At 66.1% G+C, this 23,783-nt stretch carries 18 protein-coding genes; 1 reads left to right on the top strand and 17 read right to left on the bottom strand.

Annotation, left to right across the window (positions count from 1 at the left end; genetic code table 11):
• Positions 1–81: 81 nt before the first annotated feature.
• From HNP48_RS30885 to HNP48_RS30950, 14 genes are all read right to left on the bottom strand, one after another.
• A complete protein-coding gene (locus HNP48_RS30885; RefSeq protein WP_260420441.1) occupies positions 82–1,698 on the bottom strand; it encodes a methyl-accepting chemotaxis protein in 1,617 nt (538 codons plus the stop codon).
• An 80-nt stretch (positions 1,699–1,778) separates the two neighbouring features.
• On the bottom strand, positions 1,779–2,750 hold the full coding sequence (locus HNP48_RS30890; protein ID WP_184864639.1) for a tripartite tricarboxylate transporter substrate binding protein: 972 nt from the start codon (positions 2,748–2,750) through the stop codon (positions 1,779–1,781).
• Positions 2,751–2,897: 147 nt separating this feature from the next.
• Positions 2,898–4,811 (bottom strand): PD40 domain-containing protein, encoded by a 1,914-nt coding sequence (locus tag HNP48_RS30895; RefSeq protein ID WP_184864641.1) that lies wholly within the window; start codon positions 4,809–4,811, stop codon positions 2,898–2,900.
• A 52-nt stretch (positions 4,812–4,863) separates the two neighbouring features.
• Entirely contained in the window at positions 4,864–6,021 is a 1,158-nt protein-coding gene (locus tag HNP48_RS30900; RefSeq protein WP_184864643.1) for a lactonase family protein, read from the bottom strand.
• Between the two features lie 329 nt (positions 6,022–6,350).
• Positions 6,351–7,274 carry a helix-turn-helix domain-containing protein gene (locus tag HNP48_RS30905; protein WP_184864646.1) on the bottom strand — a complete coding sequence of 308 codons (924 nt, stop codon included), beginning with the start codon at positions 7,272–7,274 and terminating at the stop codon, positions 6,351–6,353.
• Positions 7,275–7,505: 231 nt separating this feature from the next.
• Complete coding sequence (locus tag HNP48_RS30910) at positions 7,506–8,642, bottom strand: ABC transporter substrate-binding protein (RefSeq protein ID WP_184864648.1); 1,137 nt, start codon at positions 8,640–8,642, stop codon at positions 7,506–7,508.
• Positions 8,643–8,706: 64 nt separating this feature from the next.
• Entirely contained in the window at positions 8,707–9,600 is an 894-nt protein-coding gene (locus HNP48_RS30915) for a phosphate ABC transporter substrate-binding protein (RefSeq protein ID WP_184864650.1), read from the bottom strand.
• Positions 9,601–9,626: 26 nt separating this feature from the next.
• Entirely contained in the window at positions 9,627–11,171 is a 1,545-nt protein-coding gene (locus HNP48_RS30920; RefSeq protein WP_184864652.1) for an acetolactate synthase large subunit, read from the bottom strand.
• Between the two features lie 4 nt (positions 11,172–11,175).
• Positions 11,176–12,033, bottom strand: a complete 858-nt coding sequence (locus tag HNP48_RS30925; protein WP_184864653.1) for an HpcH/HpaI aldolase/citrate lyase family protein — start codon at positions 12,031–12,033, stop codon at positions 11,176–11,178.
• On the bottom strand, positions 12,030–13,037 hold the full coding sequence (locus tag HNP48_RS30930) for a protocatechuate 3,4-dioxygenase (protein ID WP_184864655.1): 1,008 nt from the start codon (positions 13,035–13,037) through the stop codon (positions 12,030–12,032). Before HNP48_RS30930 ends, HNP48_RS30925 begins: the two co-directional genes overlap by 4 nt.
• Before the next feature lie 39 nt (positions 13,038–13,076).
• A complete protein-coding gene (locus HNP48_RS30935; RefSeq protein WP_184864657.1) occupies positions 13,077–14,057 on the bottom strand; it encodes a tripartite tricarboxylate transporter substrate binding protein in 981 nt (326 codons plus the stop codon).
• A 20-nt stretch (positions 14,058–14,077) separates the two neighbouring features.
• Positions 14,078–14,923 (bottom strand): amidohydrolase, encoded by an 846-nt coding sequence (locus tag HNP48_RS30940; protein ID WP_184864659.1) that lies wholly within the window; start codon positions 14,921–14,923, stop codon positions 14,078–14,080.
• Positions 14,924–14,937: 14 nt separating this feature from the next.
• Positions 14,938–15,963, bottom strand: coding sequence for an amidohydrolase family protein (locus HNP48_RS30945; protein ID WP_184864660.1), 1,026 nt, complete (start codon positions 15,961–15,963; stop codon positions 14,938–14,940).
• Positions 15,964–15,976: 13 nt separating this feature from the next.
• Positions 15,977–16,945 carry an ABC transporter substrate-binding protein gene (locus HNP48_RS30950; protein WP_184864662.1) on the bottom strand — a complete coding sequence of 323 codons (969 nt, stop codon included), beginning with the start codon at positions 16,943–16,945 and terminating at the stop codon, positions 15,977–15,979.
• 214 nt (positions 16,946–17,159) lie between these two features.
• On the opposite strand from HNP48_RS30950, the gene HNP48_RS30955 reads away from it, so the two are divergent.
• The gene (locus HNP48_RS30955; RefSeq protein ID WP_184864664.1) at positions 17,160–18,449 is read left to right on the top strand and encodes an MFS transporter; all 1,290 of its coding nucleotides are present in this window, start codon (positions 17,160–17,162) and stop codon (positions 18,447–18,449) included.
• A gap of 288 nt (positions 18,450–18,737) precedes the next feature.
• Here HNP48_RS30955 and HNP48_RS30960 read toward each other — a convergent pair whose 3' ends face one another.
• From HNP48_RS30960 to HNP48_RS30970, 3 genes are all read right to left on the bottom strand, one after another.
• Positions 18,738–21,134, bottom strand: a complete 2,397-nt coding sequence (locus HNP48_RS30960; RefSeq protein ID WP_184864666.1) for an RND family transporter — start codon at positions 21,132–21,134, stop codon at positions 18,738–18,740.
• On the bottom strand, positions 21,131–22,291 hold the full coding sequence (locus HNP48_RS35735) for a photosystem II stability/assembly factor-like protein (protein ID WP_311773876.1): 1,161 nt from the start codon (positions 22,289–22,291) through the stop codon (positions 21,131–21,133). Before HNP48_RS35735 ends, HNP48_RS30960 begins: the two co-directional genes overlap by 4 nt.
• Positions 22,292–22,419: 128 nt before the next feature.
• Positions 22,420–23,775: a DUF1329 domain-containing protein gene (locus HNP48_RS30970; protein WP_184864668.1), complete on the bottom strand. Its 1,356-nt coding sequence runs from the start codon at positions 23,773–23,775 to the stop codon at positions 22,420–22,422.
• Positions 23,776–23,783 lie beyond the last annotated feature (8 nt).

Here is a 23,783-nt window from a genome sequence, read left to right on the forward strand (position 1 = left end):
GCTACGCAAGACGCCTTCCCGGGTCCCTGCACAGGCGGCAGATTCGTTGGCACTTTTGGCGTGCCAACGCATTGCCCGCGTTCAGCGCCCGGCAACTCTGTCGGCCAGTTGGAAGGCCGAGACCATGCGGGCCAGGCGCTGCGCCTGGGACTGCAGCGACTGCGCTGCCGCCGCACTCTGCTCCACGAGCGCGGCATTCTGCTGGGTGGACTGGTCCATGTCGTTCATGGCCTGTGCAACCTCGTCGATGCCCAGGCTTTGCGACGCCGCAGCGTGGGTGATCTCGTGGATGGCGGCCGTGACCTGGCGCACCCCGGCGACGATGCCCTCCATCTTCTGGCCCGCATCGTGCACCAGCGCACTGCCGCAGGCCACGCTGGCCACGGACGACTGGATCAGGAGCTTGATGTCCTTGGCCGCAGCGTCCGAACGGTGCGCGAGGCTGCGCACCTCGCCCGCCACCACCGCGAATCCGCGCCCTTGCTCCCCCGCCCGGGCCGCCTCCACAGCGGCATTGAGTGCCAGGATATTGGTCTGGAAAGCGATGCCTTCGATCAGGCCGATGATGTCGGCGATCTTGCGGGACTGCAGGGCAATGTCCTGCATGCTCTGCACGGCCTGCAGCACCACCTGGCCGCCCTGCTCTGCCGCCTGGGCTGCGTTGCGTGCCAGCCCGTCCGCCGTGCGGGCCGACTGGGCCGACTGGCGCACCGCGCCGGACAGCTGGTCCACGGATCCTGCCGTCCGCTGCAGTTGGCTGGCCGCATGCTCGGTGCGCTGCGACAGATCGTTGTTGCCTGAGGAGACATCGGTCGAGGCGTCCTGGATGGAGTGGGCGACATCGCGCACCTCGCGCACCAGTGCACCCAGGCTGGACTGCATGCGGGCCAGGGCTTCCAGCAAGGCCCCCGTCTCGTCACGGCCACCGCGCGGGATCACGAGCGAGAGATCGCCCTGCGCCACCCGCTCGGCGACGCGGACGGCCTCCCCAATGGGACGTGTCACGCCCCGTGCAATATTCCAGGCCGCCAGGGCACCGCCCAGTATCGCCAGCACCGATGCCAGCACCTGGACCGACTGGGCGAGCGCTGCCGCCGCCGATGCGTGGGCCTGGCGCTCGCGCCCGGCCGCCGTGGTCGCCTCCACGATCGGATCGACGGCCTTCACCCACTGCTCGACCCGGGCCCTCATGGTGCCGGCGAAGTGGTCGATCACGACCAGGTCGGGCTCCACATCGCCCTGGCCACGGACAGCATCCACCCGGCTGCGGATGCTGCGTTCCAGTTCCTGCAGCACGCCCTCGGCCTGCGCCAGCCCGCCCAGGGCTCCTGCCAGGCCCGGAATGTCCTGGCCCCCGTGGGTCAGCGACACCAGCCCGCTGCGGGCCCGCTGGTACAGGCCGCGCGACTGCTCGACCAGGCCCTGGTGGAAGTCGATGTCCTCGCGCTGGGTCGACAGCACCAGCAGCAAGGCGTTCAGGTAGATGTCGTCGATGCTGCTGCGCATGGCGCTGGCACGGGCAGCGATCTCGGCGTGGGCATGGACCGCAGACGCCATATTGCGTTCCATGGCCCTCATCTGCAGCACGGCATAGGCTGTGCTGCCGGCGAACAGGGCCAGCACCAGGCCAAAGCCCAGGGCCAGCCGCATGCCAATGCCCAGCCGGCCGCCTCCTTGGGGGACACTTGCAACGGCCATGGCATTGCGGAGGCGAAGTGACGGGAGCGGGAACGAGGGCATGGTGTCGCGCTGGTTGGAGGTTGTTGAATGCGTGGTGGCTACTGGCGGGGTATTGCGGCCCTGTCGATCACCGAGCGCCACTTCGCGATGTCGCTGCGCATGCGCTGGGCCATCTGCTCCGGCGTGCTGGCCTGGGCCTCGGCCCCCAGATCCAGCAGCGCCTTGCGTACCTGCGGTGATCCCACAGCCGTTGCGATTTCCCTGGCGAGCCGGGTCACCACAGCCTGCGGCGTAGCCGCGGGAACGGCAATGCCGTTCCAGGAGGAGACCTCGAACCCCGCCAGACCGCTTTCCGCCACCGTTGGCACATGGGAAAGGCCGGCGAAGCGGCGGGCCGAGGTCACTGCCAGGGGCTTGATCGCGCCGGCATGGATCTGGCTGAGCACGACCGGCAGCATGTCGATCGCCACGTGCACGTCCCTGGACCGGATCGCACTGACCAGGTCTGAGGTGGTCTTGTAAGGCACGATCAGCGCGTCGATGCCGGCCATGGAGCGGAACATCTCGGCAGCCAGGTTCTGCGTGCTGCCCACCCGGGCACTGCCGATATTGAGCTTGCCTGGATGGGTCTTCGCGAACGCGATCACATCGGCCACGGATCTCAGGTCCGACGCGGCCGCGCCCAGGAAGGCGAGATCGAACGAGGACAGCGTGGAGACATGCGTGAAGTCCCCCATCAGGTCGTAGGGCAGTTTGGTGAAGAGCGCCGACGTGAGCGCGGTTCCGCTGCCGGCCATCAGCAGGGTGTGGCCATCCGGCCGGGCATGCTTGACCAATGAAGCGGCCGCGACCGGAGCGGGCCGGTTCTCGACCACCACCGGCTGGCCCAGGCCTTCACCCAATTTTTGCGCCACCAGCCGTGCCACGATGTCCCCTGCGCCGCCCGGCGCGAACGCCACGACCCATTGCAGGGGCTTGCTGGGATAGGACTGCGCACGGATACCGCCCGTGGCAAAGGCCAGGGCGACAGCGCTGCCGTAGCGCACGAAGCTTCTTTTTGGGGTGTCCACGATACCTCCTCCCGCCGCAGCGGGACATCCGTGATGCACATGAATGGAACCGGCGCAAGCCGGTGGGGATGCAGGCGCCCGTGCCCCACCGCCACGCCCACCAGGATTCGTGGCGGCCGGGGAGCGGCGCTGCGCTGCCTGGGCCGATCAGCGCGCGCCGGGTGGCACGTACTGCGGCGTCGAGTCTTCCCAGATGCTGTCGGTGATCTGGCGCTTGCCACTGCCATCGGCGTTCATCACAAACACCTGGCCGTAGGGCTGGAAGGTCTGGTCATAGTGGCAGGCCTCGTCGCGGTAGCCGGCCTGGCCACTGTTGTAGAGAATCTGCTTGCCATCCGCGGTCCACACGGGGTGGCCATCGCTGGCCGGGTGGTCGGTCAGGCGGCGCAGGTCGCTGCCATCGGGGCGCACCGTGTACAGGTCGAAATTCGACCAGATGCTGTCAGGGTTGCGCACTCCGCGGTTGAACAGGATGCGGCTGCCATCGGGCGACCAGATCGGCATGTTGTCATAGCCCCGGGTGATGTGCCGGATCTTGCGCGTCTCGAGGTTCAACACGGCCAGCCCTCCCAGCGAAGCGCTGCTGGGATCCTGGTTGGCGATGCGAAAGACCACTTCATTCCCGTCGGCGGAATAGCTGGGGAAGCCCGCATTGAAGACGCTGTCGTCCGTCAACTGCTCCAGGCCGGAGCCATCGCGCTTGACGCGCATCAGCTTGGCGCGGCCCTTGCCACGCTGGGTGAACCACTCGCCGACGCCAAAGACGATCCACTCCCCGTCCGGCGACCACACGGGGAAGAAGGCTCCGGCCAGGCCCCGCTTGACCAGCGTCAGATCCAGGCCGCTCTGCTGGGTGACATCGTAGACACGGCGGCGCTCGCTGCCATCGGCACGCATCACATCCACCGAACCATCTTCATGCTTGGCCGTCAGCACCATCCAGCCATCCTTGGAGAAGGCGGGCCAGACGTCGGTGTAGCGGTACTCACGACCAGCCTCCCAGCTGTACAGCGCCTGGTTCTGCTTCCAGCCGCGCCATGTGAATTTCTCGTAGACCACCCGCTTGCCGTCAGGCGACCAGGCGGGCGTGCGCAGGCCGGCGATCTTGACCATCGCCTTGCCCGGTGCCGTGGAGTAGAGCCCATCCTCGGGACCGCCCTTGCGGCGGTAGACGATCTCGTCGCTGCCCAGGTACTGGGGGCTGATCTTGAAGCCCGGGCCGCTGGTGTGCTCGGTGCGTTCGCCGCTGGCCACGTCGACCGAGACGATCTGCGAGTCGATCTTCAGCAGCAGGTCCGGGCGCAGCACCCAGTAGGTGTACTCGGCCTGGGTTTCATAGAACACGATGCGCTTGCCATCGGCCGACCACTTGGGCGACCCCTGGCAGTAGTCCTTGCGGCTGCTGACCTTGCGAAATCCCGTGCCGTCGGCGCGAATCACGTAGATGCTGAGTTCCTGCGTGTGCTCCCAGCCCGCGCCGTTGTGGTGGCCCTTCCACTCGGTGTCCCGGTCCGAAGAGAAGGCCAGCCACTGGCCATCGGGTGACCAGCTGGGGCGGAAGAAGCCGTTGGGCGAATCGGCCCGTCCCTGGATGCCCTTCACGCCAGTGAGGTTCTTCAGCGTGCGGGTCTTGAGGTCCAGCAACCAGATGTTGGCAAGCATGCCGTCGCGCGTGCCGACGAAGGCGACCTTGCTTGCGTCGGGCGAGAGGGCTGCCGCATCTTCCACGGCGGAGCCATCCGTCAGGCGCTCCACCTGCGTGCCGTCGGTCCGTGCGCGGTAGAGATTGGAGTTGCCCAGGCCATCGCGCTCGGATGTGAAGACGATCCATTGGCCATCGGCCGAGAACGAGGCGTTGTAATCCAGGGTGCCGCTGTCGATCAGCTTGCGCTCGTCGGAGCCATCGGCGTTCGCGATGAAGATCTGCGATGCCGAAGGGCCAATGCGGTTGAGGAGCAGCGGCCCCTTGGCAGGCTCTGCCGCCACCGCGGCCCACGGTTGCTGCCCCAAGGCCAAGAGGCTGGCCGAAGCGGCGCCGCCCAGAAATTTTCTACGATCCACGGTTCTTTGTCTCCTGCCAGGCTAGGTTCGGGTGCACAGCGCGGGTGCGACCTCAATTCACAAACACGACGCTCACAGGCGCTGGCGATTCCAGCGCCACGCCGGTATCGGACAAGCGCCCCGAGGCCGCATCGATGCGCATCAGGCTCACGCGATTGCTGCGGTAGTTGGCCACCAGCATCCATTGGCCGGATGGATGGATATCGAAGGCCCATGGGGCTTCGCCCCCGCTGGGCAGGCGCTGCACGGGGGTGAGCTCGCCAGAGCCGGCATCCACCCGGTAGACAAGCAACTGGCTCTCGCCCCGGTTGCCCAGGTAGAGAAAACGGCCATCCGGGCCCAGTGCCAGTTCGGACGCGCTGCGCGTGCCGGCAAATTCCTCACTGGACAGGGCCAGGGTCTGTACGGGCGCCAAACGGCCGGACGAAGCATCCCAGCGCAGTACGCTGATTTCGGCCGTCAACTCGCTCAGCACGTAGACCATGCGCCCCGTTGTGCTGAAAACAGCCCGGCGCGGCCCGCTTCCGGCAGGCGCCTGGAAGGAGCGGGGAGCGGCCGCATCGTCAGGCGCCAACACCCGGGTCGAGCGCTCGAAGCCGTAGACGAACACGCGGTCCGCCCCCATGTCCGCGACCAGGGCGTGGCGGCCCGACGGGTCGATGGCTACGCCATGGGCATGGGGACTGGTCTGGCGACGGTGCGGCCCCGAACCCGTGGCCTTGATGGTGCTGACCAGGGCACCTGGCTTGCCATCGGGCAAAAGTGCGATGCTGGAAACCGTACCTGCTGCGAAGTTCGCGGCCAGAAGGGTCATGGACGGCGCATCCAGCCACAGGTGCGTGGTGCCGGCCCCGCCCGCTGTCCCCTCCCCCAGCAAGGAAAGCCCCCCGGTCCGGCCATCTATTGTGTAGGCAAGCACACGTCCGTCGCCCTCTGCCCCCTCTGCCGCGGCGTACAGCACGGGCAGGCGCGGGTGCTTGAGCAGCCACCGGGACTTACGGGTATCCGCCGGCTGCCCCAGCAGCGCGAGTGTCCCCGCACAGGCGTCAAACCGGACCGCCCGGATCCCCACGCCATCCGTCCCCAGGTAGGCCAGTTCGGACGCATTGCAGGGCACCGCTGCAGCGGCGTTGGTCGCGCCCCAGCACCACAGCAGCGCGAGGCCCAGGCCGCGCCAGGCCGATCCCGATCGTGTGAAATGCCCCAACATGGCCAGCAGGTCTCCTGTCATCTTTTGTGCCCGCCGCACCACATGGCTCCCGGCGGTATCTGATACGGATTCGCATTCGACCGTATAACTAGGCGGGAAGCCGCAGACAGTGCTTTAGCACGGCAAGGCGAACCAACGACGTTAGACGGTTGAAGGCGAATCCGTATGAAGGATAGGGGAGGAGCTGCCGGGGGTACCTACACGAAAGGCAGATTCGCTGGCACTTTTCATGCCCTCGGGCTTGACGCAGGTCAAGCATCGACCCCTTGCAGGCATGCCCCCGCGAGTGAAAGAAGGCCACGGCACCGAGGGGGTGGCCCTCAAGCCAGCTACATGGCGGGCTGGGTCTGTTCGCGTGCAGCGGTTCGGAACTGGCTGGGAGACTGCCCCACTTCCTTGCGGAAGAAGCGCGTGAAGTACGCCGTGTCCATGAAGCCCAGCCCATAGGCGATCTGCTCGATCGACATGTCGCCAAAAATCAGGTTGCGCTTGGCCTCGGTGATCAGGCGTGCATGGATCAGCTTGGTGGGACTCAGGCCGGTGGCGGCGACACAGGCCGCACGCAGCTGGGTGGGCGACACCGCCATCTTCGAGGCATAGGTCTGCAAGCGAAGGTTCTCCCGGTAGTGCTGGTGGACAAGCTCCCGGAAGCGGTTGGTCAGGCGGATCGCATTGCGCGTGGCGCCTTCCTTGTCGAGCTGGTCCAGCCGGGTGCTGCGTACCAGCATCAGCAGCAGCGAGGTCAGCAGGGCCTCGGTCCCCACGACATGCCCCAATGCCATAGAGCGAACTTCGTGTTCCAGCCGGCTGACCAGGCCATGGACGTCTTCTGGCGCTTCGGGATTGTGGGTGAGCGGAATCACGCGTGGCTCCGTCCACAGCTGGATGAACTCGGGCAGCTTGGCGTTGACCTGATTCAGGTAAGTTTCCTCGATGGTCACCACCCAGCGGTCCACATCGATCTCGTACTCCAGGCCGTGCACGCATTCGTTGGGCAGCAGCAGTGCGCACGGCCCTTCGAAGGGAACACTGCTCCCCTCAAGGTTCATGACGCCGCGCCCGATGCGGACAAAAATCACCTGACCGTAGGCGGGATGGGAATGCGGGGCCGTACGACGGCGCCCACCTTCCGTGACATGGCCGACGTTCACGAACCAGGACTGCGGCTTCTCCGGGCTTTCGACGTAGAGACGCACTTTCGGCACCGGCTCCGGCACGTTCGGTGGGTACCAATCACGTTGGGACTTGGTCATCGAGAGCTGCTCTATGGATGGAATGCACCGGGCCTTCGGCAACAAGACAAACCACTCAGGCCCTCAGGCCACGTGGCCCAGCACCGCAAGCGGGCTGCATGGCAGGGTGTTGGAGAAGAACGCAGAGGGTGCAGTGCATGGCAAGCATGCACGCGTTGCAACGATGCTGGGCCAGGGCCGCGCCCCTGGCAAGCGGGTAATCCCGGGCGATGGCCACCCGGGAGCTTCTTCTCAGTAACGCAGGCGGCCCTTGGCATCGATCACCGCAATGTTGACGAACTGGCTACCGGCATTGCCCTTGCCAAAGTTGAGCCGGTAGCCATCCACCGCGATTTCCCCCATGGTCTGCAAGGCCTTGGCCAGCGCACCGGGCGTGATGTCGCCACGGATGCGGCGCAGCCCCTCGACCGCCACGCGCGTCGAGACATAGCCTTCAAACTGGGCCGGCGTATACGCCTCCAGCTCAGGGAAGGTGGCCTTCATCGCCGCCTGAAATTCGCGCACGCCCGTTTTGCTGTTCGGATCGGGGTAGATCTGCACGATGCCGACGCCGCGGGCCGCCTCCTGCCCCGCGGTCCGGATCAGAAACTCCGGCGACATGTCGGCCGCCAGGAAGATGGTCTGACCCACACCGGCCTTGCGCAACTGCGCCACGGACGACGCGGCGAATGGCGGAGCACCCAGCACCAATACGCCGTCGGCGCCAAGTGCGACAACCTCCCGCGCTCCACTGGCCAGATTCTCCGAGGCCACGGCAACGCCTTGGACCTCGATACCGCCGATCCGTGCCGCTTCCCGGACAACGTCTTCCAGCCCGGCCGCCCCCACGGGGTTGTTCTGGTACAGCACTGCCAGTTTGCGCATGCTCAACGCCCGCGCATGCAAAACGATCTTGCTCAGCTTCTGCAAATCGCTTGCGCGCACATGGAACAGCCGGGCATGCCCGGGGTTGCGAAAGGCATCCGACCCAGGCACGGCATTCATCACCACAAGGTCGTACCTGTCGAGCAACTTGTCACCCAGCATCTTCTGAACCGCGCCCGACCCCCAGGGCGAGATCAGGGCCACGGGCTTGCGCTGCATGGCGGTGTCGAATTGCTCCGCAAACACCGCCGGAGACAGCGTGTCATCGAGTTCGAACCAGGCGATCCTGCGCCCAGCCACCCCACCAGAACGGTTGACATGGGCCACTGCGGCCCTTGCGCCCTGGCTGATCTGCCGGGCATCCGGCACGGGAACGCCCGTGAAAGGCCCGATCTGGCCCAACACGATGTCCTGGGCCAGGGCGGAGGTTCCCAGTACCACCCATGCCATCAGGCAACGTTCCAACCACCTGACAATGGGGCCAGGCCCCGCGGGATTGTTCATGGCATCTCCATGGCCTGGCGCCGCTGCTTATCGTGCAATCACAGTCTGAGCGAGCGGACTCGCATCAGCCCAGTGCGCCGGTGACGTCGTCGAACAGCTCGTCGACGCTCAGACGGTGCGGGATGATCTTCTGGTCCAGCGCCCAGTCGATCGCCAGCTGCAGGCCCTTGCGGTTGGCCTCGAGCCCGACCGGCGGGAACACCGCCGGCACGCCCTCGGCCAGTGCACGGCTTTCGACCACCATGCGGTAGAGCTCGCGCACGATGTCCGGCCGCTTCTTCGAGAGGTCTGCATGCACCACGAACATGTGGTTGATCGGCACGATCCCCATGCGCTCGTACCAGGTCTTGGCTGCAGCCTGCGCATCCGGCACCAGGGTGCGCACGCGGGGATCCTTGGGCATGTCCTCGCCGAGCAGCGCCGCCGTCAACTGGCCGGCCATCATCATGTCCGGGATCGAGGAGCCGGCAGGCAGGCGCTGGCAGTTCTCCGGGTCCTTGTACTCGGCCAGGTGCCCATCCCCCAGGGTCATCCAGGTCACCTTGTCGAGATCGACGCCGCATTCGTGCCGCAGGACCCCGCGGATCCACAGCGCGGTGGTCTGGGTGTAGGTACGCACACCGACCTTCTTGCCTTCGATGTCCTTGGGCCGCAGGTCACCGAACTCGATGTTGAAGCCAGCGCAGTGGTGCTGGAAGCGTCCCGAGATTGGCACCGGCAGCATCACATAGGGCTTGCCATAGGCCTTGGCCTGCAGGAACGTGACGATGGCGAGCTCGCCCGCATCGAACTTGCTTTCACGCACCATGGCCTTGAAGCCGTTGTGCGCTGGCGTCGGGCCGCAGTAGTCGAGGTGGACGATGTCGGACTTCACGCGTCCATCCTTCATCGCTTTGGTGACGGCGTAATCGGCCAGGTTGGTGCGCAGCGTTGGCACCAGGGTGTCGGTCGTGGTCATTTCTTGTCTCCTCCAGGGGAACGGGTCTACAGCCTGACTTCGATCAGGCAGGGGCCAGGCTCACGGGTCGAATTCACCATGGCCTGGTGGAAGCCTTCTGCGGTATCCACCGAGACGGCCGGCACGCCCATGCTCTTGGCCATGGCAAGCCAGTCGATGCGGGGCCGATCGATATCGATCATGGACAGCGCACGCGCCCCGGGCGTGCCCGCGCCCATGTTGGCGTACTCGGCCTTCAGGATCGCGTAGCTGTTGTTCGCGAAGATGATTGTGGTTACGTTCAAGCCTTCGCGCGCCTGCGTCCACAGCGACTGGATGGTGTACATCGCGCTGCCATCGCCGACCATGCAGAACACGCGCCGGTCCGGGCAGGCGAGGGCCGCCCCCGTGGCCACGGGTGTCGCATAGCCGATGGATCCGCCCATGTTGTTGATCAGATCGTGCGGGCGGGCGCCCATGGTCAGGCCCATGGACTCCCGGCCCGTGGTCAGCGACTCATCGACCAGGATGCAGTGCTCGGGCAGTGCCGCCGCCAGCGCATGCGCCACGCTGGTGGGGTTGAGCGCGCCCGAAGGCACCGGCGTCTCCACACGGGACTGCAGCAGCGCTTCGGAGCCCGTCGCGCCCAGGGCTTCGAGCAGCATCTCGAAGGCCAGCTCGCTGTCTTCATCGGCTTCGACCAAGGGATGGACCACCGTGCCCTCGGCCTTCAGCAGGCTGGGTTTGTCCGGGTAGGCAAAGAAGGCCACGGGCTCCCTCGTCTCGACCGTGATGAGGTGCTTGAAGCCCTTCAGGAAGGCCTGCGCCTGCGGCACGGCATAGGGGATGCGCTCGATCGGCACCCGCCCGGCCCCACGTTCGATGCGGGCCGTGAAGAACTGCGACCCCAGGCGTGCGCCGGTGGCGGCTGCCACCTGGCCGGCGCGCTGCAGCGCCGTCCCCCGCGTTGCCCGGTTGGCGAGGATGACCAGCGCCGGCTCGCCCGAGCGCAACACCTTGGCCACATGCGCGATGCGCGCCGCATCGGGCGCCTTGCGCATCGGCGCGACAGCCTCTGGCAGCACCGCGGTGCCTGCCTGCTGCCAGGAGGTGTCGCCCGGCAGGATCAGCGTGGCGATCTGGCCCGGATGCTCCGACGCCTTGGCCACCGCCTGTGCGGCATCCCAGGCGATGGCGCTGGCCGAATCGGCACGCCGCACCCAATGGCTCAACGGTCGGGCCAGGCCCTCGATGTCCGAGGTCAGCGGCGGGTCGTACTTCAGGTGCGAAGTGGAGTGCTCGCCGATGATGTTGACCATGCCCGACGAGGCACGCTTGGCGTTGTGGATGTTGGCCAGGCCATTGGCCAGGCCCGGCCCCAGGTGCAGCAGGGTCGACGCAGGCGTACCTTTCATCCGGTACCAGCCATCGGCCGCGCCTGTGGCAACGCCCTCGAACAGGCACAGCACACTGCGCATCCGCGGGTTCTCCAGCGCCGCGAGAAAATGCATCTCCGAGGTGCCGGGATTGGCGAAGCAGATGTCGACACCCTGACCGACCAGGGTGTCCACGAGGCTTTCGGCTCCGTTCATGGCGTCAGTACGAAGTGGCAGCCTGCTGGGCCAGGCCCACGACGCCGTAGCTCTTGGTCGGCGCGGCCATCAGGAAGCGGTAGCCCTCGTCCAGCAGCTTCTTGTGGTTCTTGGCCGTCACGTGGGGGTTACCGACGACCACCTTGTGCTTGTGGCAGGTTTCAGCGATGCGGCGCATCGCGTCCTGCACCTCGGGGTGCTCGTACTGGCGCGGGAAACCCAGGGCCTGGCTGAGGTCACCTTCTCCGATCAAGATGAAGCCGATGCCGGGCACGTTGGACAGGATGTCGTCGAGGTTCTCTACGGCCTCGGGGCTTTCGCACATCAGGCCCACGAGGATCTCGCCCTCTGGCGCCAGGGGCCAGACGTCGGCTTTCTGGTAGTAGTCGGCCATGGACAGGCCCCAGTAGCGCGACGCATTGGCCGGACCATCCCCCCGCACCCCCTTGGGCTCGTACAACGGCGCGCCTTTGGGACGGGCATAACGGCACGATGCCACGGCGTTGTAGGCCTGCTCGACAGTGGACACGTGCGGCCAGATGACGCCATAGCAACCGCGGTCCAGAACCTGCTTGGCAAAGCTCTGGTTCATTTCCACGCCGTTGGACGGTATGCGGGCCAACGGCGTCACCCTGGGAGCGACCGATCCGCTCTCGGCGATCTGCTTGCGGTTGAGCATGTACTGCAACGCGTCGCCCAGGGCCGAAACGTCGTAGGGGTTGTGCTCCATCTCGTAGACGACGCCGTCGTACGGAGAGTCGGCAAACTCGGCAGCGCTGAGCTTGTCGAGCTTGGAAAAGGCCGTGAAGGCCGGCTTGCCGGCCTCGAAGGCCTTGATGATGCTGTTCAGACGCTGTGTCATTTCTTTGCTTCCTCGGGGTTCCAGTACATGAAGCCCATGCCTTCGCCGGTACCGGCGGCGGTGCGCCAGCAGGGCACGTAATCGACCAGCGTCATCTGCGCGCCCGTGTGCTGCAGCGCTTTCATGACGGTCGAATAGATCTTGATTTCCGACGTGCCGGACTGGAACCAGCCGTCCGGTATGGCCGACAGGCCCTCGTAGTCGTAGCTCGCCAGCTTCTGCAGGATGTCCTGGTCGAACTCCTCGTCGTTGACAAAGTGCGAGAGCCCGCCGGACGCGATGACGGCCACGCGCACGTCTTGCGGCCAGGCCTCGATGGCATCGCGCAGCACATCGCCGAACTCGATGCAGCGCCCCATGGACGGCTGCGTAGGCGGGTAGAACAGATTCATCAGCACCGGTACATGCGGCGGCGGGTTGTCGCCCATGATCTGGTGGTAGACAAAGCTGTAGGCATGGGGCACGACGGGGTAGTCGGCCCTTTGCTTCATCTGCTTTTCCATCCAGACGTTCTCGGGCCAGTCCTCCAGGTCGCACATGTCGAAGCCCTGGGCCTGGAAGGCCTTGAGCAGGTAGGCCGCCAGCTCGGGGTGGCACTGGTGCACGACGTGGTGGTCGGGCGCGTACACCTTGCGCTGCGGCGGCCCGTTGTGCACTTCCTTGCCGCTGTAGATGGCGATGGAAGGCGAGAGCTGCGGAAAGATTTCCTTCTGGTCCTTGCCGAGAATGATGGCCACATCGATCCTGGCGCGCTGGTAGGCAGCGGCCATCACATCGAGGGCCGCGCGGCAGCGGCTGGCGCGGGCCGTGCGTTCCTCGATCGTGAGGTACTGCTCGAAGGCCTTGCCGCGGTGGGCCTCCAGCTCCGGATAGGTCCAGGTCCGATTGCGGAACCAAAGCTCGGGGTTGTTGAAGTCGCGCTCGGCGTTGTGAAGCCATTCCTCAGGCTTCTGGCCCAGCATGCCGCTGTGTGGAACCGCCATCCCGAAAACGATTTTTGCCATGGGTCTCTACCAGTTCTGTGTATTAAATGGAGGCGAGCATCAATTGACGACCACACCGGCCTTGGTGACGATCTGGCGCCAGACAGGGATCTCGCGCTTGATCTGCGCAGCAAACTCCTCGGGCGTGGAAGTGCCCGGCTCGATGCCCAGCTCGAGCATCCTCTTGGCGATCTCGGGGTCCTTGACGAGCTTGGCGACCTCGGCGTTGAGGCGCTGGACGATGTCCTTGGGCGTGCCCTTTGGCGCCAGCAAGCCGAACCACACGTCGACGCTGAAACCAGGCACGCCTTGTTCCGCCACGGTGCGCAGCTCGGGCAGGAACACAGAGCGCTTGCTGCCGGCATAGGCCAGCATCTGCAGGCGGCCCTGCTTGACCAGCGGCAGAACGGCGGTGGGGCCCGCAAAGGCCATGGAGACCTGGCCGCCGGCCACGTCGTTCAGCGCCGAAGGGCCGCCCTTGTAGGGGACATGCACGACATCCACACCGGCCAGCAGATTGAATTGCGACAGTGCCAGGTGGCCGGTGGACGCATTGCCGGAGCTGGCGGCGTTGAGCTCGCCCTTGCGGCTCTTCGCCAGGGCGATCAGTTCGGGCAGCGTCTTGGCCGGCAGCTTGGGACTCGTCACCAGCACCAGCGAGTTCTGGCCTATGTTGATGATGGGCTCGAAGTCGTTGACCGGGTCGTAGCGGACCTTGGACACCACCGGATTGATGGTGAAGGGGGCGTTGGACGCCAGCAGCAGCGTGTAGCCGTCCGGTTTGGCCCGGGAGACGGCTTCGGTGCCTATGCTCTGGCCCGCGCCGTTGCGATTCTCGATGACGATGGGTTGCCCCAGGGCGGCACTGAGCTTGGGCGAAATCAGCCGCATGAAGGCATCGTGCGTGGCCGCCGCCTGCACCGGCACGATCACCGTGATGGGACGCGCAGGGTAGGTCTGGGCCTGCGCCATCACGCTCCAGGCGAGCAGCCCGGTCACCAGAGCCCTGGCAGCGGTTCTTGACAGATGGATCAATTGCATGGTGTGGACGCTGTGAAGCTTCAGGCGAGGGCGGGATACAGATGTTGCGCCGTCTTGCCGAAGATCCAGTCGCGGTCATGCGCGCTCAGGCTGGCGAGGCCGGCCTGGGCCGTGGCCAGGATCTCTGCCAACGTGCCCGGCGAGGTCGGGAAGTTCGATCCCCAGGCCATGCGCTGCGCACCGAAGGCCTCGACCACGCGCGGAAAAAAGGTCTCGGCCGAGGCCTGGTCCTTCTTCACGTCGCCGAAGATGCGCGGCGTGAGCTTCATGTAGAGATTGGGCAGGTCGGCCAGGTCGAACAGGCTTTGCGCATTCCGGTAAGGCGGTCCGTCGAGCACGTCCGGTCGTCCCAGGTGGTCCAGGATGATGGCCACGTTCTGGAATTTCTCGGCCAGCATGCGCACCTGCGGCAGGCCAATGGGCCCCGTCTGGATGCACATCGGCAGACCCAGCTCGGCGCACGCTTCCCAGGCCTTGAAGCTCTTCGGGTTGTCCAGCTCACTGGGATCGAAGTCCTTGGTCGAGCCGCCGGTGAAGATGCGCAGGCCGGCCAGGCCCTTGTCGGCCCAGTCCTTGATCACGGCGGGCACGTCGTCGGCCAGCATGTCCACCGAACCCACGGCCACCAGCCGGTCCTTGTGCTGGTTGCAGCCATCGACGACATAGCTGTTGTCGAAGCCGTAAGTGGTCGAGGAGTGCACGACCGCCGCCTTGGCCACACCGGCCTCGTCCATGGCTGCGATCAGCGATTCAACGGTACTGGGCCGCTCCTGGGACCAGTCCGAGCGCTTGCCGAACAGGGGGGCTGGCGGGTAGCGCTTCTCGTCGTCCGAGATGATGTGGGGATGGATGTCGATGATGTTCATGGGTGCTCCGACGGTCACAGGCCCTTGGCCTTCAGGTGCTTGTCCAGACGCGGGTAGACGCGCCGCGCATTGCCTTCGAAGATGGCGTGGCGGTCCACTGCCGACAGCGCCTCGCACTGGTCGATGTAGCGCTTGGTGTCGTCGAAGTAGTTGCCGGTGTTGGGATCGCGGCCACGCACCGCACCGATCATCTCGGAGCCGAACAGCACGTTCCTGGTCGGAATCACCTTGGTCAGCAGTTCAACGCCTGGGTGGTGGTAGACACAGGTATCGAAGAAGACGTTGTCCAGCAGCCCTTCGAGCGGACGCTTGGCGATTTCCAGCGACATGCCGCGGTAGCGGCCCCAGTGGTAGGGCACGGCGCCACCACCGTGCGGGATCACCAGGCGCAGTTGCGGGAAGTCCTTGAACACATCGCCCTGCAGCAACTGCATGAACACCGAGGTATCGGCATTCAGGTAGTGCGCCCCGGTGCCGTGGTGGCAGGCGTTGCAGGAGGCAGCGACGTGGATCATCGCGGGCACGTCCAGTTCGCACAAGGCTTCGTACACCGGGTACCAGCTCTTGTCCGTCATCGGCAGACCGGTCCAGTGACCACCGCTCGGGTCGGGGTTGAGGTTCACGCCGACGAAGCCCAGTTCATTGACGATGCGCTTCAACTCGGGGACGGAGTTCTTCGGTGGTGCCAGCGGTGACTGCGGCAGCATGCCCACGGGCACGAAGTTGTCCGGGTAGATGTCACAGACACGCCGCACCAGGTCATTGGAGATGCGGGCCCACTCCAGGCTGGTGCGCTCATTGCCCAGGTGGTGGCTCATCAGGCCCGCGATGGGCGAGAACAGCGTGATGTCGCTGCCGCGTTCCTGCTGCAGCTTGAGCTGGCCATTGCCGACGCCCTCACGGATTTCATCGTCGGACACATGGGCGCCCGACGGTGGCGGCGCATTGGCAGGATCGTTGGCGGCGGCCACCTGGGCCGCACGCCAGTCGCGAAAGGAAGCGGGGACGGTCGTGAAGTGACCGTGGCAATCGATGATCATGGGAGATTCCGGTTCAGGCTTGGGGGTCCACGAACAGCTCGTGCATGGACATGCGGCGCGGGGTCAGGCCTTGCTTGAAAGCGGTTTGCTCCAGGGCCTCGATGGTCTTGCGGTTTTCCTCGATGCCATAGGGCAGCGGGTCGTGGCCGACGATCTTGCGCAACTCCAGGTACTTCTTGTCCGTCGCGCCGTTCGCCTCGCCGGTGTCCAGCCGGGCCAGGTAATCCTGCTTGGCCTTGTCGAAGGCGTCGTAGAGCGACTTGGCGACCCAGGGGTGCTCGGCCAGGACCGAATCCTTGACGACGATGGTGCCGTGCATCGGGTAGATGCCCGTGCGGGTGTAGTACTCGGCTTCCAGCTCGGCGGCATGGGGCAGCAGGTCGGGATAGTTCGCCTCGACCTCCTGCCAGCCTCCAGTGGGATTGCCCGTGCGGCCGATGCCGGCGGCCCCGTCGAAGCCCGCCACCAGTTCACCATCCGCCATCATGTCCGCCAGAGGGCGGGTGGCATGGACCACGTTGGACGGCAGCTGGAGTTGCGTCACGTGTTCTTCATCGTCCACCACCCAGGTAACCTTGTCGTTGTCCAGGCCGAATTCATCGATCAGGACTTGCCGTGTCCAGACACCCGTGGTGACCGAGTAGGCACGCACGCCCACCTTCTTGCCCTCGAGGTCCTTGGCCTTCTGGATGCCGGCATCCGGCCGCACCAGCAGGCCGGCATGGTGAAAGCGCCGGACCACGAAGATGGGCAGTGCGACAAAGGGGGCGCCGTAAGCGCGGGCGATGATGTAGGTGGTGGGCGCAATCTCGCAGACATCGAATTCCACGTCACGGACCATGCGGCGGAAGGCGCCGATCTGTGGCTTGACGGTGATGATTTCGGCATCCACCCCCTCGATGGGAATCGTGCCGTTGCGGATCGCCGAGGTGTGCGGATGCTCCGCAATGGCGATCTTGAGATGGACTTTTTTGCTGGACAACGTGCGTCTCCTTGAACTTTCCTGTTGGTGCCTGCGCAGCAGGCTCCACCGCCTTGTGGCATGTGGAACCATGCTCTGACAGACTGAAGGTTAGGGTTCGCTGTGCGTTGCGCACATCTACAAAAATCAGATTCGCTTGTACTTTCCGGTGAATCCATCGCCAACGCATCATGGCGCTGAAAAAAGTGCCGTGCGGGGTCCTAGACTGCGGCGCATGAACGCTTCCAAGACGCATCTCACGGGCAGCGCGCAACTGCGCGAACACCATGACTACCTGCGCCTTCTGGGCGCCCGCGTGACGGGCGGTGCGGCCAATCAGATGCTCATGGTGGCGCTGGGCTGGCAGATGTACGACCTGACTGGCAGCGCCTGGGACCTGGGCCTGGTCGGGCTCGCGCAGTTCCTTCCGGCGTTGCTGCTGACCCTGCCCGCCGGACATCTGGTGGACCAGCACGATCGCCGCCTGCTGCTCGCAGGCAGCCTGGGTCTGCAATGCGTAGTCGCACTGGGCCTGGCACTGGCCTGCGCCGAAGGCTGGATCGGCTCGCACATGATCCTGGTGCTGTCCATCGCGCTGGGCGCTGCAAGGGCGCTGCAAATGCCTTCGCAGCAAGCCTTGCTTCCATCCCTGGTGCCCCCTGCCCTGTTGCCGCGTGCGGTCGCTGCAGCCAGCTCGTCGATGCAGGCGGCCGTGATCGCCGGCCCCGCCCTGGGCGGGGTCCTCTATGCGCTGGGTCCCCGGGTCTCGCAGCTGCTGGGACAGCCGGCAGCTCAGGCCGGCGCCAACTGGGGTGCAGCCGTGGTCTATTCGACCTCGCTGGTCTTGCTGCTCGCTGCAGTGACCGCCGTGCTGGCCATCCGGCATCGACCGCTGGAGCGGGTACGCCGCGCCCCTGGATTGGCCCAACTGACCGCCGGCATCCGTTTCATCTGGCAACGCCCCGTGGTCCTGGGAGCCATCTCCCTGGACCTTTTCGCCGTGCTGTTGGGAGGCGCGACTGCACTCCTGCCGATCTTCGCGCGCGACATCCTGCACACCGGACCTGAAGGGCTCGGGATGTTGCGTTCCGCACCGGCGCTGGGTGCGGTGGTCGTGGGGCTGGGCCTCGCGCGCATGCCGATCAACCGGCGGGTGGGCCGCGCCTTGCTCGGAGCCGTGGCGTTGTTCGGAGGCTCGATGATCGCCTTTGCGCTGGCGACCTCGTTCTGGATGGCCTTTGCGGCACTGGCGGTCAGCGGCGCCGCCGACATGGTCAGCGTGGTGATCCGCCAGTCGCTGGTGCAACTGGAAACCCCGGACGAGATGCGCGGCCGCGTGGGTGCTGTGAACTCGGTGTTCATTGGTGCCAGCAATCAGCTGGGGGAGTTCGAGTCGGGAAGCACCGCAGCCCTCCTGGGCCCTGTCGGCTCCGTGCTGCTGGGGGGCATCGGTACCCTCGCAATCGTGTTGCTCTGGACCCGGCTGTTTCCCGCGCTGGCACAGCGCGATCGCTTGCATTCCTGAGGGCCGACAGGCAAAGAGCCTCACGGACCGGGCTGAGGACTGATGGAAGCGGCACAGCCCCATCAGCGATGGTGCACCGTCCGACACGAGAGATTCTGTGGCACGCAGCCAGGGCAACAAATACGCCTCATTCATCGACCCCACTTGGTTCACGGCCCTGACGCGGCCAGAAATACACCAGCAGGCTTTGCCAGACGCGCCCATGGGACAAGGTGGCAATGGAAGCTGCAACCGCGATGGGCGCACTCCAAATGAAGTGCGCCCATCGCGCGTACAAGCCCAGGGCTACTAGTGCCGCGTGCGCAGCGCGGCTGGTCGCTTCGGCCGGAGCAGAAAATGCGCCAGCGCCGGCAGCAGCACCAGGGCGCCCACCATGTTGACCACGAACATGAAGGCCAGCAGCACGCCCATATCCGCCTGGAACTTGATGGGCGAGAGCGCCCAGGTGGCCACCCCGATGGCCAAAGTGATGCCGGTCAGCATCACCACCCGGCCGGTGAAGAGCAGCGAGTGGAAATAAGCGGCACGCAGGCTGGCCCCTTCGCGCAGTTGCACCAGCATGAGGCTGAGCACATACAGCGCATAGTCCACGCCAATGCCCACACCCAGCGCCACCACGGGCAGCGTGGCCACCTTGAGGCCGATGCCCAGGTGCACCATCAGCGCTTCGGCCAGCACCGAGGTGACGGCGAGCGGAATGATGGCGCAGGCCACGGCCCGCCAGGAGCGGAAGGTCAGGTAACTCAGCAGCACGACCGCGGCGTACACCAGCACCAGCATCTGGCGGTTGGCCGTTTCGACGACGGCGTTGGTGGCGGCCTCGAAGCCCGCATTGCCTGCGGCCAGCAGAAAACGCGCGTCCTCGCTGTCGTTGCGCCGCGCGAAGTCCTCCACGGCGGCGGTCACCCGCTTGAGCGTATCGGCCTTGTGGTCGGCCAGGTAGACCTGCACCTGCAGCAGCGAAAAGCCGGCATCGACCAGCTGGCGGGGGGCGCGCGAACCTGCCGTGTTGAGTGCGCCCTGGTTGGGTTGCAGCTCGTACCAGCGGGGGTTGCCCTCGTTCATCGCCACGGCGGTCTGGCGCGCCAGGGAAGCGAGCGACTGCGTGCTCTCCACGCCAGCGACCTGGCGCAGTTCCCACTCCAGCTCATCCACGCGCTCCAGCACGGCATGCGCCATGGCGCCCTGCTCCTTGGTGCGCACCATCACGGTCAGCACATCGCTGCTGGTGGCGTAATGCGCCGTCAGGTAGGCATTGTCCCGGTTGTAGCGCGACTGGGGGCGCAACTCGGGGGCGCCGGCATCGAGGTCGCCAATCTGCAGCAGCCGGGCCTGGTACAGCCCCACCCCGGTCAGCACGATGGCCACGGCAATCGCCGCCTGCGCCCAGCGCCGGTCGGTGAAACGGCACAGCAGATTCCAGAGCCAGGCACTGGCGGTGTTCTCGCTGTGTTCGGCCTTGGCAGCGCGGCGCGCCGCCGCTGTGCTGACGCCCGTGTAGCTCAACAGCACCGGCAGCAGGATCAGGTTGGTGAACACCAGAAGCGCCACCCCCAGGCTGGCGACGATGGCCAGTTGGCGGATGGACTGGATGTCGATCAGCAGCAGCACGGCAAAGCCGACCGCGTCGCATGCCAGCGCAGTGAAGCCCGCTGTGAACAGTCGGCGGAAGGTGAAGCGTGCCGCGACCAGGCGGTGCATGCCCCGGCCGATGTCCTGCATGATGCCGTTCATCTTCTGCGCGCCATGGCTCATTCCGATGGCAAACACCAGGAAGGGCACCAGCACTGCATACGGATCCAGCGCAAAGCCCAGCAAGGGCAACAGGCCCAGCTGCCACACTACGGCGATGATGGAGCACAGCATCACCAGCAAAGTGCTGCGCAGGCAGCGTGTGTACCAGAGCACCACGGCCGTGGCGATGGCCGCGGCCAGGGCAAAGAACAGGAGCACCTGGGCCAGGCCCTCGATCAGGTCACCGGCCACCTTGGCAAAGCCGGTGATGCGCACCTGCAGCCGGTCATCGCCGTGCTTGGCACGCAAGGTTTCCAAGCGCTCGGACAACTGCGCATAGTCGAGCGCCAGGCCGGTCTCCGGGTCGCGCTCCGCCAGCGGCACCAGGACGGCGCTGGACTGGTAATCCTTGGCCACCAGTTGGCCGACCTCCCCCGAGCGCTCGATGTTCAGCCGCACCCGCGCCAGCGCTCCAGGCGATCCGTCGAAGCTGTCCGGCATCACGGTACCGCCCTCGAAGCCGCTTTCGGTCACCGCGGTCCAACGGGTGGACGGCGTCCACAGCGACTTCATCTGGCCGCGCACCACACCGGGAAGGGCGAACAGATCGTCGTTCAGCGCCCGCAGCCGGGCCAGGTAGTCCGCATCCAGGATGCTGCCCCCGTCCCGGCGTTCCAGCACCACGCGCAGGCTGTTGGCCTGGGAGACGATTTTCTTGCGCTCGGCCAGGTAGTTTTGCAGGTAGGGATGCGACAGCGGGAGCATGCCCTCGAAGCTGGCGTTGGAGGCCACGCGCGTGGCCTGCCAACCCAGCAGCAGGGTCAGGACCAGGCAGGCCAGCAGCACGAGTGCGCGGTGGTTGAAGACCGCACGCTCCAGCCGGCTGCCAGAGTCGGCATCGAAGCCCTCGGTCGAAGGAATGTCGGTCACGGTGTGCAACGCCACGCTCATACAGGGGACTTCCTGCTGGAAGGAGAAGGGGAAGAAGATGTAGCGGCCTTCAAGTCGGCCGGCGCCAATCGCAGCAGGCCTCGCATGCCGACGAGGAGCACGCTGCCATCGTCGGCCTCGGCCACACCCGTGAAAGGAAAGCGCTGCGGCAGCGAAAGGGGCTGAAAGCGCTGGCCGCCATCCCGGCTGTGCAAGGCCTGGCCTGCAGCGCCTGCCAGCAGCACACTGCCATCGGCCAATTGCGTACCCGCGACCAGGGACGCATCCACCGGCGTTTGCACGGCCATCCAGGCATCGCCCGGTTCGGCGCTGCGCCACAACCTGCCGCGCAGCCCCAGCACCAGCAACGGTCCTTCCCGCAATGCCAGCGCGCCGAACAGGCTGCCGTTCGAGGGCGATGTGAGGGCAGCGAAGTTTCCATTCGCGCCACCGGTGCTGCGCCCCAGCACCAGACCTTGTTCACCGAACAGCACCTGTTCTCCCTTGCGGTGGGCCAAGCCGTAGTAGCTCAGGCCATCGGGATTGGGCAAGCGGTGCATCTGCGACTGCCATTCGCTCCCGCCATCGGTGCTGGAAAAGGCCAGGCCATAGGCGCCCACGGCCCACAAAGCGCCATCGGCACCGAGGGCAATGTCCAGCAGCGGCTTGTCGGCCCCTTCGGCGACCAGGCGCTGCGCGTCTTCCACCAGCAGATTGCCCTGGGCCATGGCCTCACTGCCGGGTGGGCTGGCCTGCAGTTGGGCCTGCGCTGCCTGCAGGGCCAGCCTCGCCGCTGCCAGGCCATCCAGGCACTTGCGCCAACTGGCTCCGCCATCCTCGGTCGCCAGCACCACGCCCATGCTGCCAACGGCCCAGCCGCGCTGCGCATCGGCGAAGCACAGCGCGGTCAGCGTGCAGCTCACCGGTACGCGCGCCTGTGCCCAGCTCTGGCCCGCATCGTCCGAATAGATGACCAGGCCGCGCTCGCCCACCGCCACCAGCCGCTTGCCCGCGCGGGTCACCGCCTGAAGTACGGCCTGGGTCGGCCGCGCCACCTTCACCGCCGGCAGGCCCAAGGCCCGCGCCACACGCTCGTCCGCGGGGGCTGCCGTGGGCAGCAGAGCAGTGCCCAGCGTTCCCAGCAGCACCGCGCGGCGCCCCATTCCAACTGCATCCATCATCGGCCGCCTGTCTGTCTCGCTACGTCGGCGACTCGCCCCAGGAGGGGCCTGCGCCACTGCCTACCACCCCACCCGCGCACAGCCTGCACGCTCCGTCATCGGCGCGTGCAGCGTGCGGTGTTGGCTCACCTCACGCCGCCACTGGCAAGCGCCGAAGAGGTGAAGTTGTTCAACTGCTTGGCGTCGAACGGCCGGTAGCTCACACCGCCCGTTTCATTGACGGCTCCCGCGAACACCCAGCCACCTGACAGCAGGTCGAACCAGGCATAGCTCAGCGTGGTGGCAAGCGGCTGGTCACCCGCCACGAGCGTGAAGGCCTGGCCGGTCTTCCACAGCTTGCCCTGCGCATCCCAGCTGTCAGCCAGTACGGCCTGCCAGGTGTCCTCGTCCAGGTAGAAGCGGCGCTTGGCCGCCGTGTTGCGTTTGCCATCGCGCAACGTGGCCTCGACCACCCAGACCCGGTGCAGCTCCCAGCGCACGGCATCGGGATTGAGCGCCCCCTTGCCCACCACATCCTTGACCGGCTTGGCCATGAGGGCGTTGTTGTTGTAGGGCACGATGACCTCGCGCTTGCCCAGAAGCTTCATCTGGTAGCGGTCCTGCGAACCGATGAAGAGGTTCACGTCATCGAAGTTCGCCAGCCCGGCGGCAGAGCCATCCGGTGTGTCGTAGGCAATCGACGGCGACTTGCGCACGCGGCGCTGGCCCGGCAGGTACTGCCAGCCGTCCTTGGGCTTGCCGAAGTTGTCCACATAGTCGATGGTCATCAAAGCCTGGCCGGCGTTGGCCGGGGGTTCGGTGATGTCGATGCGTGCACGCGCCCACTCACCGCTGAACTGCTCCGGGTTGCCGGCAGGATCGTAGAAAGGGTAGATCAGGTTGGTGCGTTGGCGGCTGGTCAGGACCTGGTCACCTGCGGACGTCATCACGTACTTGTCGGCGACGAAACTGGTCACCTGCCCGCGGTAGCTGAGCATGTGGTTCCAGATGGCCTCGTGCCCGTTCTTGGGCACTGGAAAGGGAATGCCGCCGTAGGAGCCTTCGACCGTGAGACCGTCGTTGGCCAACTTGGAACGGCTGGCGTTCTTCAGGACCTGGTCGTAGATGGCCTGCGGGAACACGGCGCTGCGCCGGGTGGGATAGACATCGAGCTTGAAGCCGGGCACCTTGGCCAGCAGCGCCTTGGTACCGTCGGTCAGGGCCGCAGCGTGTTCACCGGCATTCGCAGCGGTGATGGTCAGGCGCGGCTTGTCCGCGGCAAACGGATCCGCCCGCTTGGTGGTGGCACTGCCGGAAGCTGGCGGCGCCTTGCCGTCCCACGCGGGGATGGTGCCGTCCTTGTTACCGGCGCGCTCGGCACCGTAGGGGGTGAGCGACCCGGATTTCAGCGCCGCGACATCTTCAGGCGCCGCCACAGCGGCCCCGGTGAAGACCAATGCGGCGGCCATGGTGGCAGCACGGTTCAGGGAAAGAAAATGCATGGGATGTC

Origin of the sequence: Acidovorax soli (genome assembly GCF_014207955.1) — a bacterium.
GTDB classification, from domain to species: Bacteria; Pseudomonadota; Gammaproteobacteria; order Burkholderiales; family Burkholderiaceae_C; genus Acidovorax; species Acidovorax soli_A.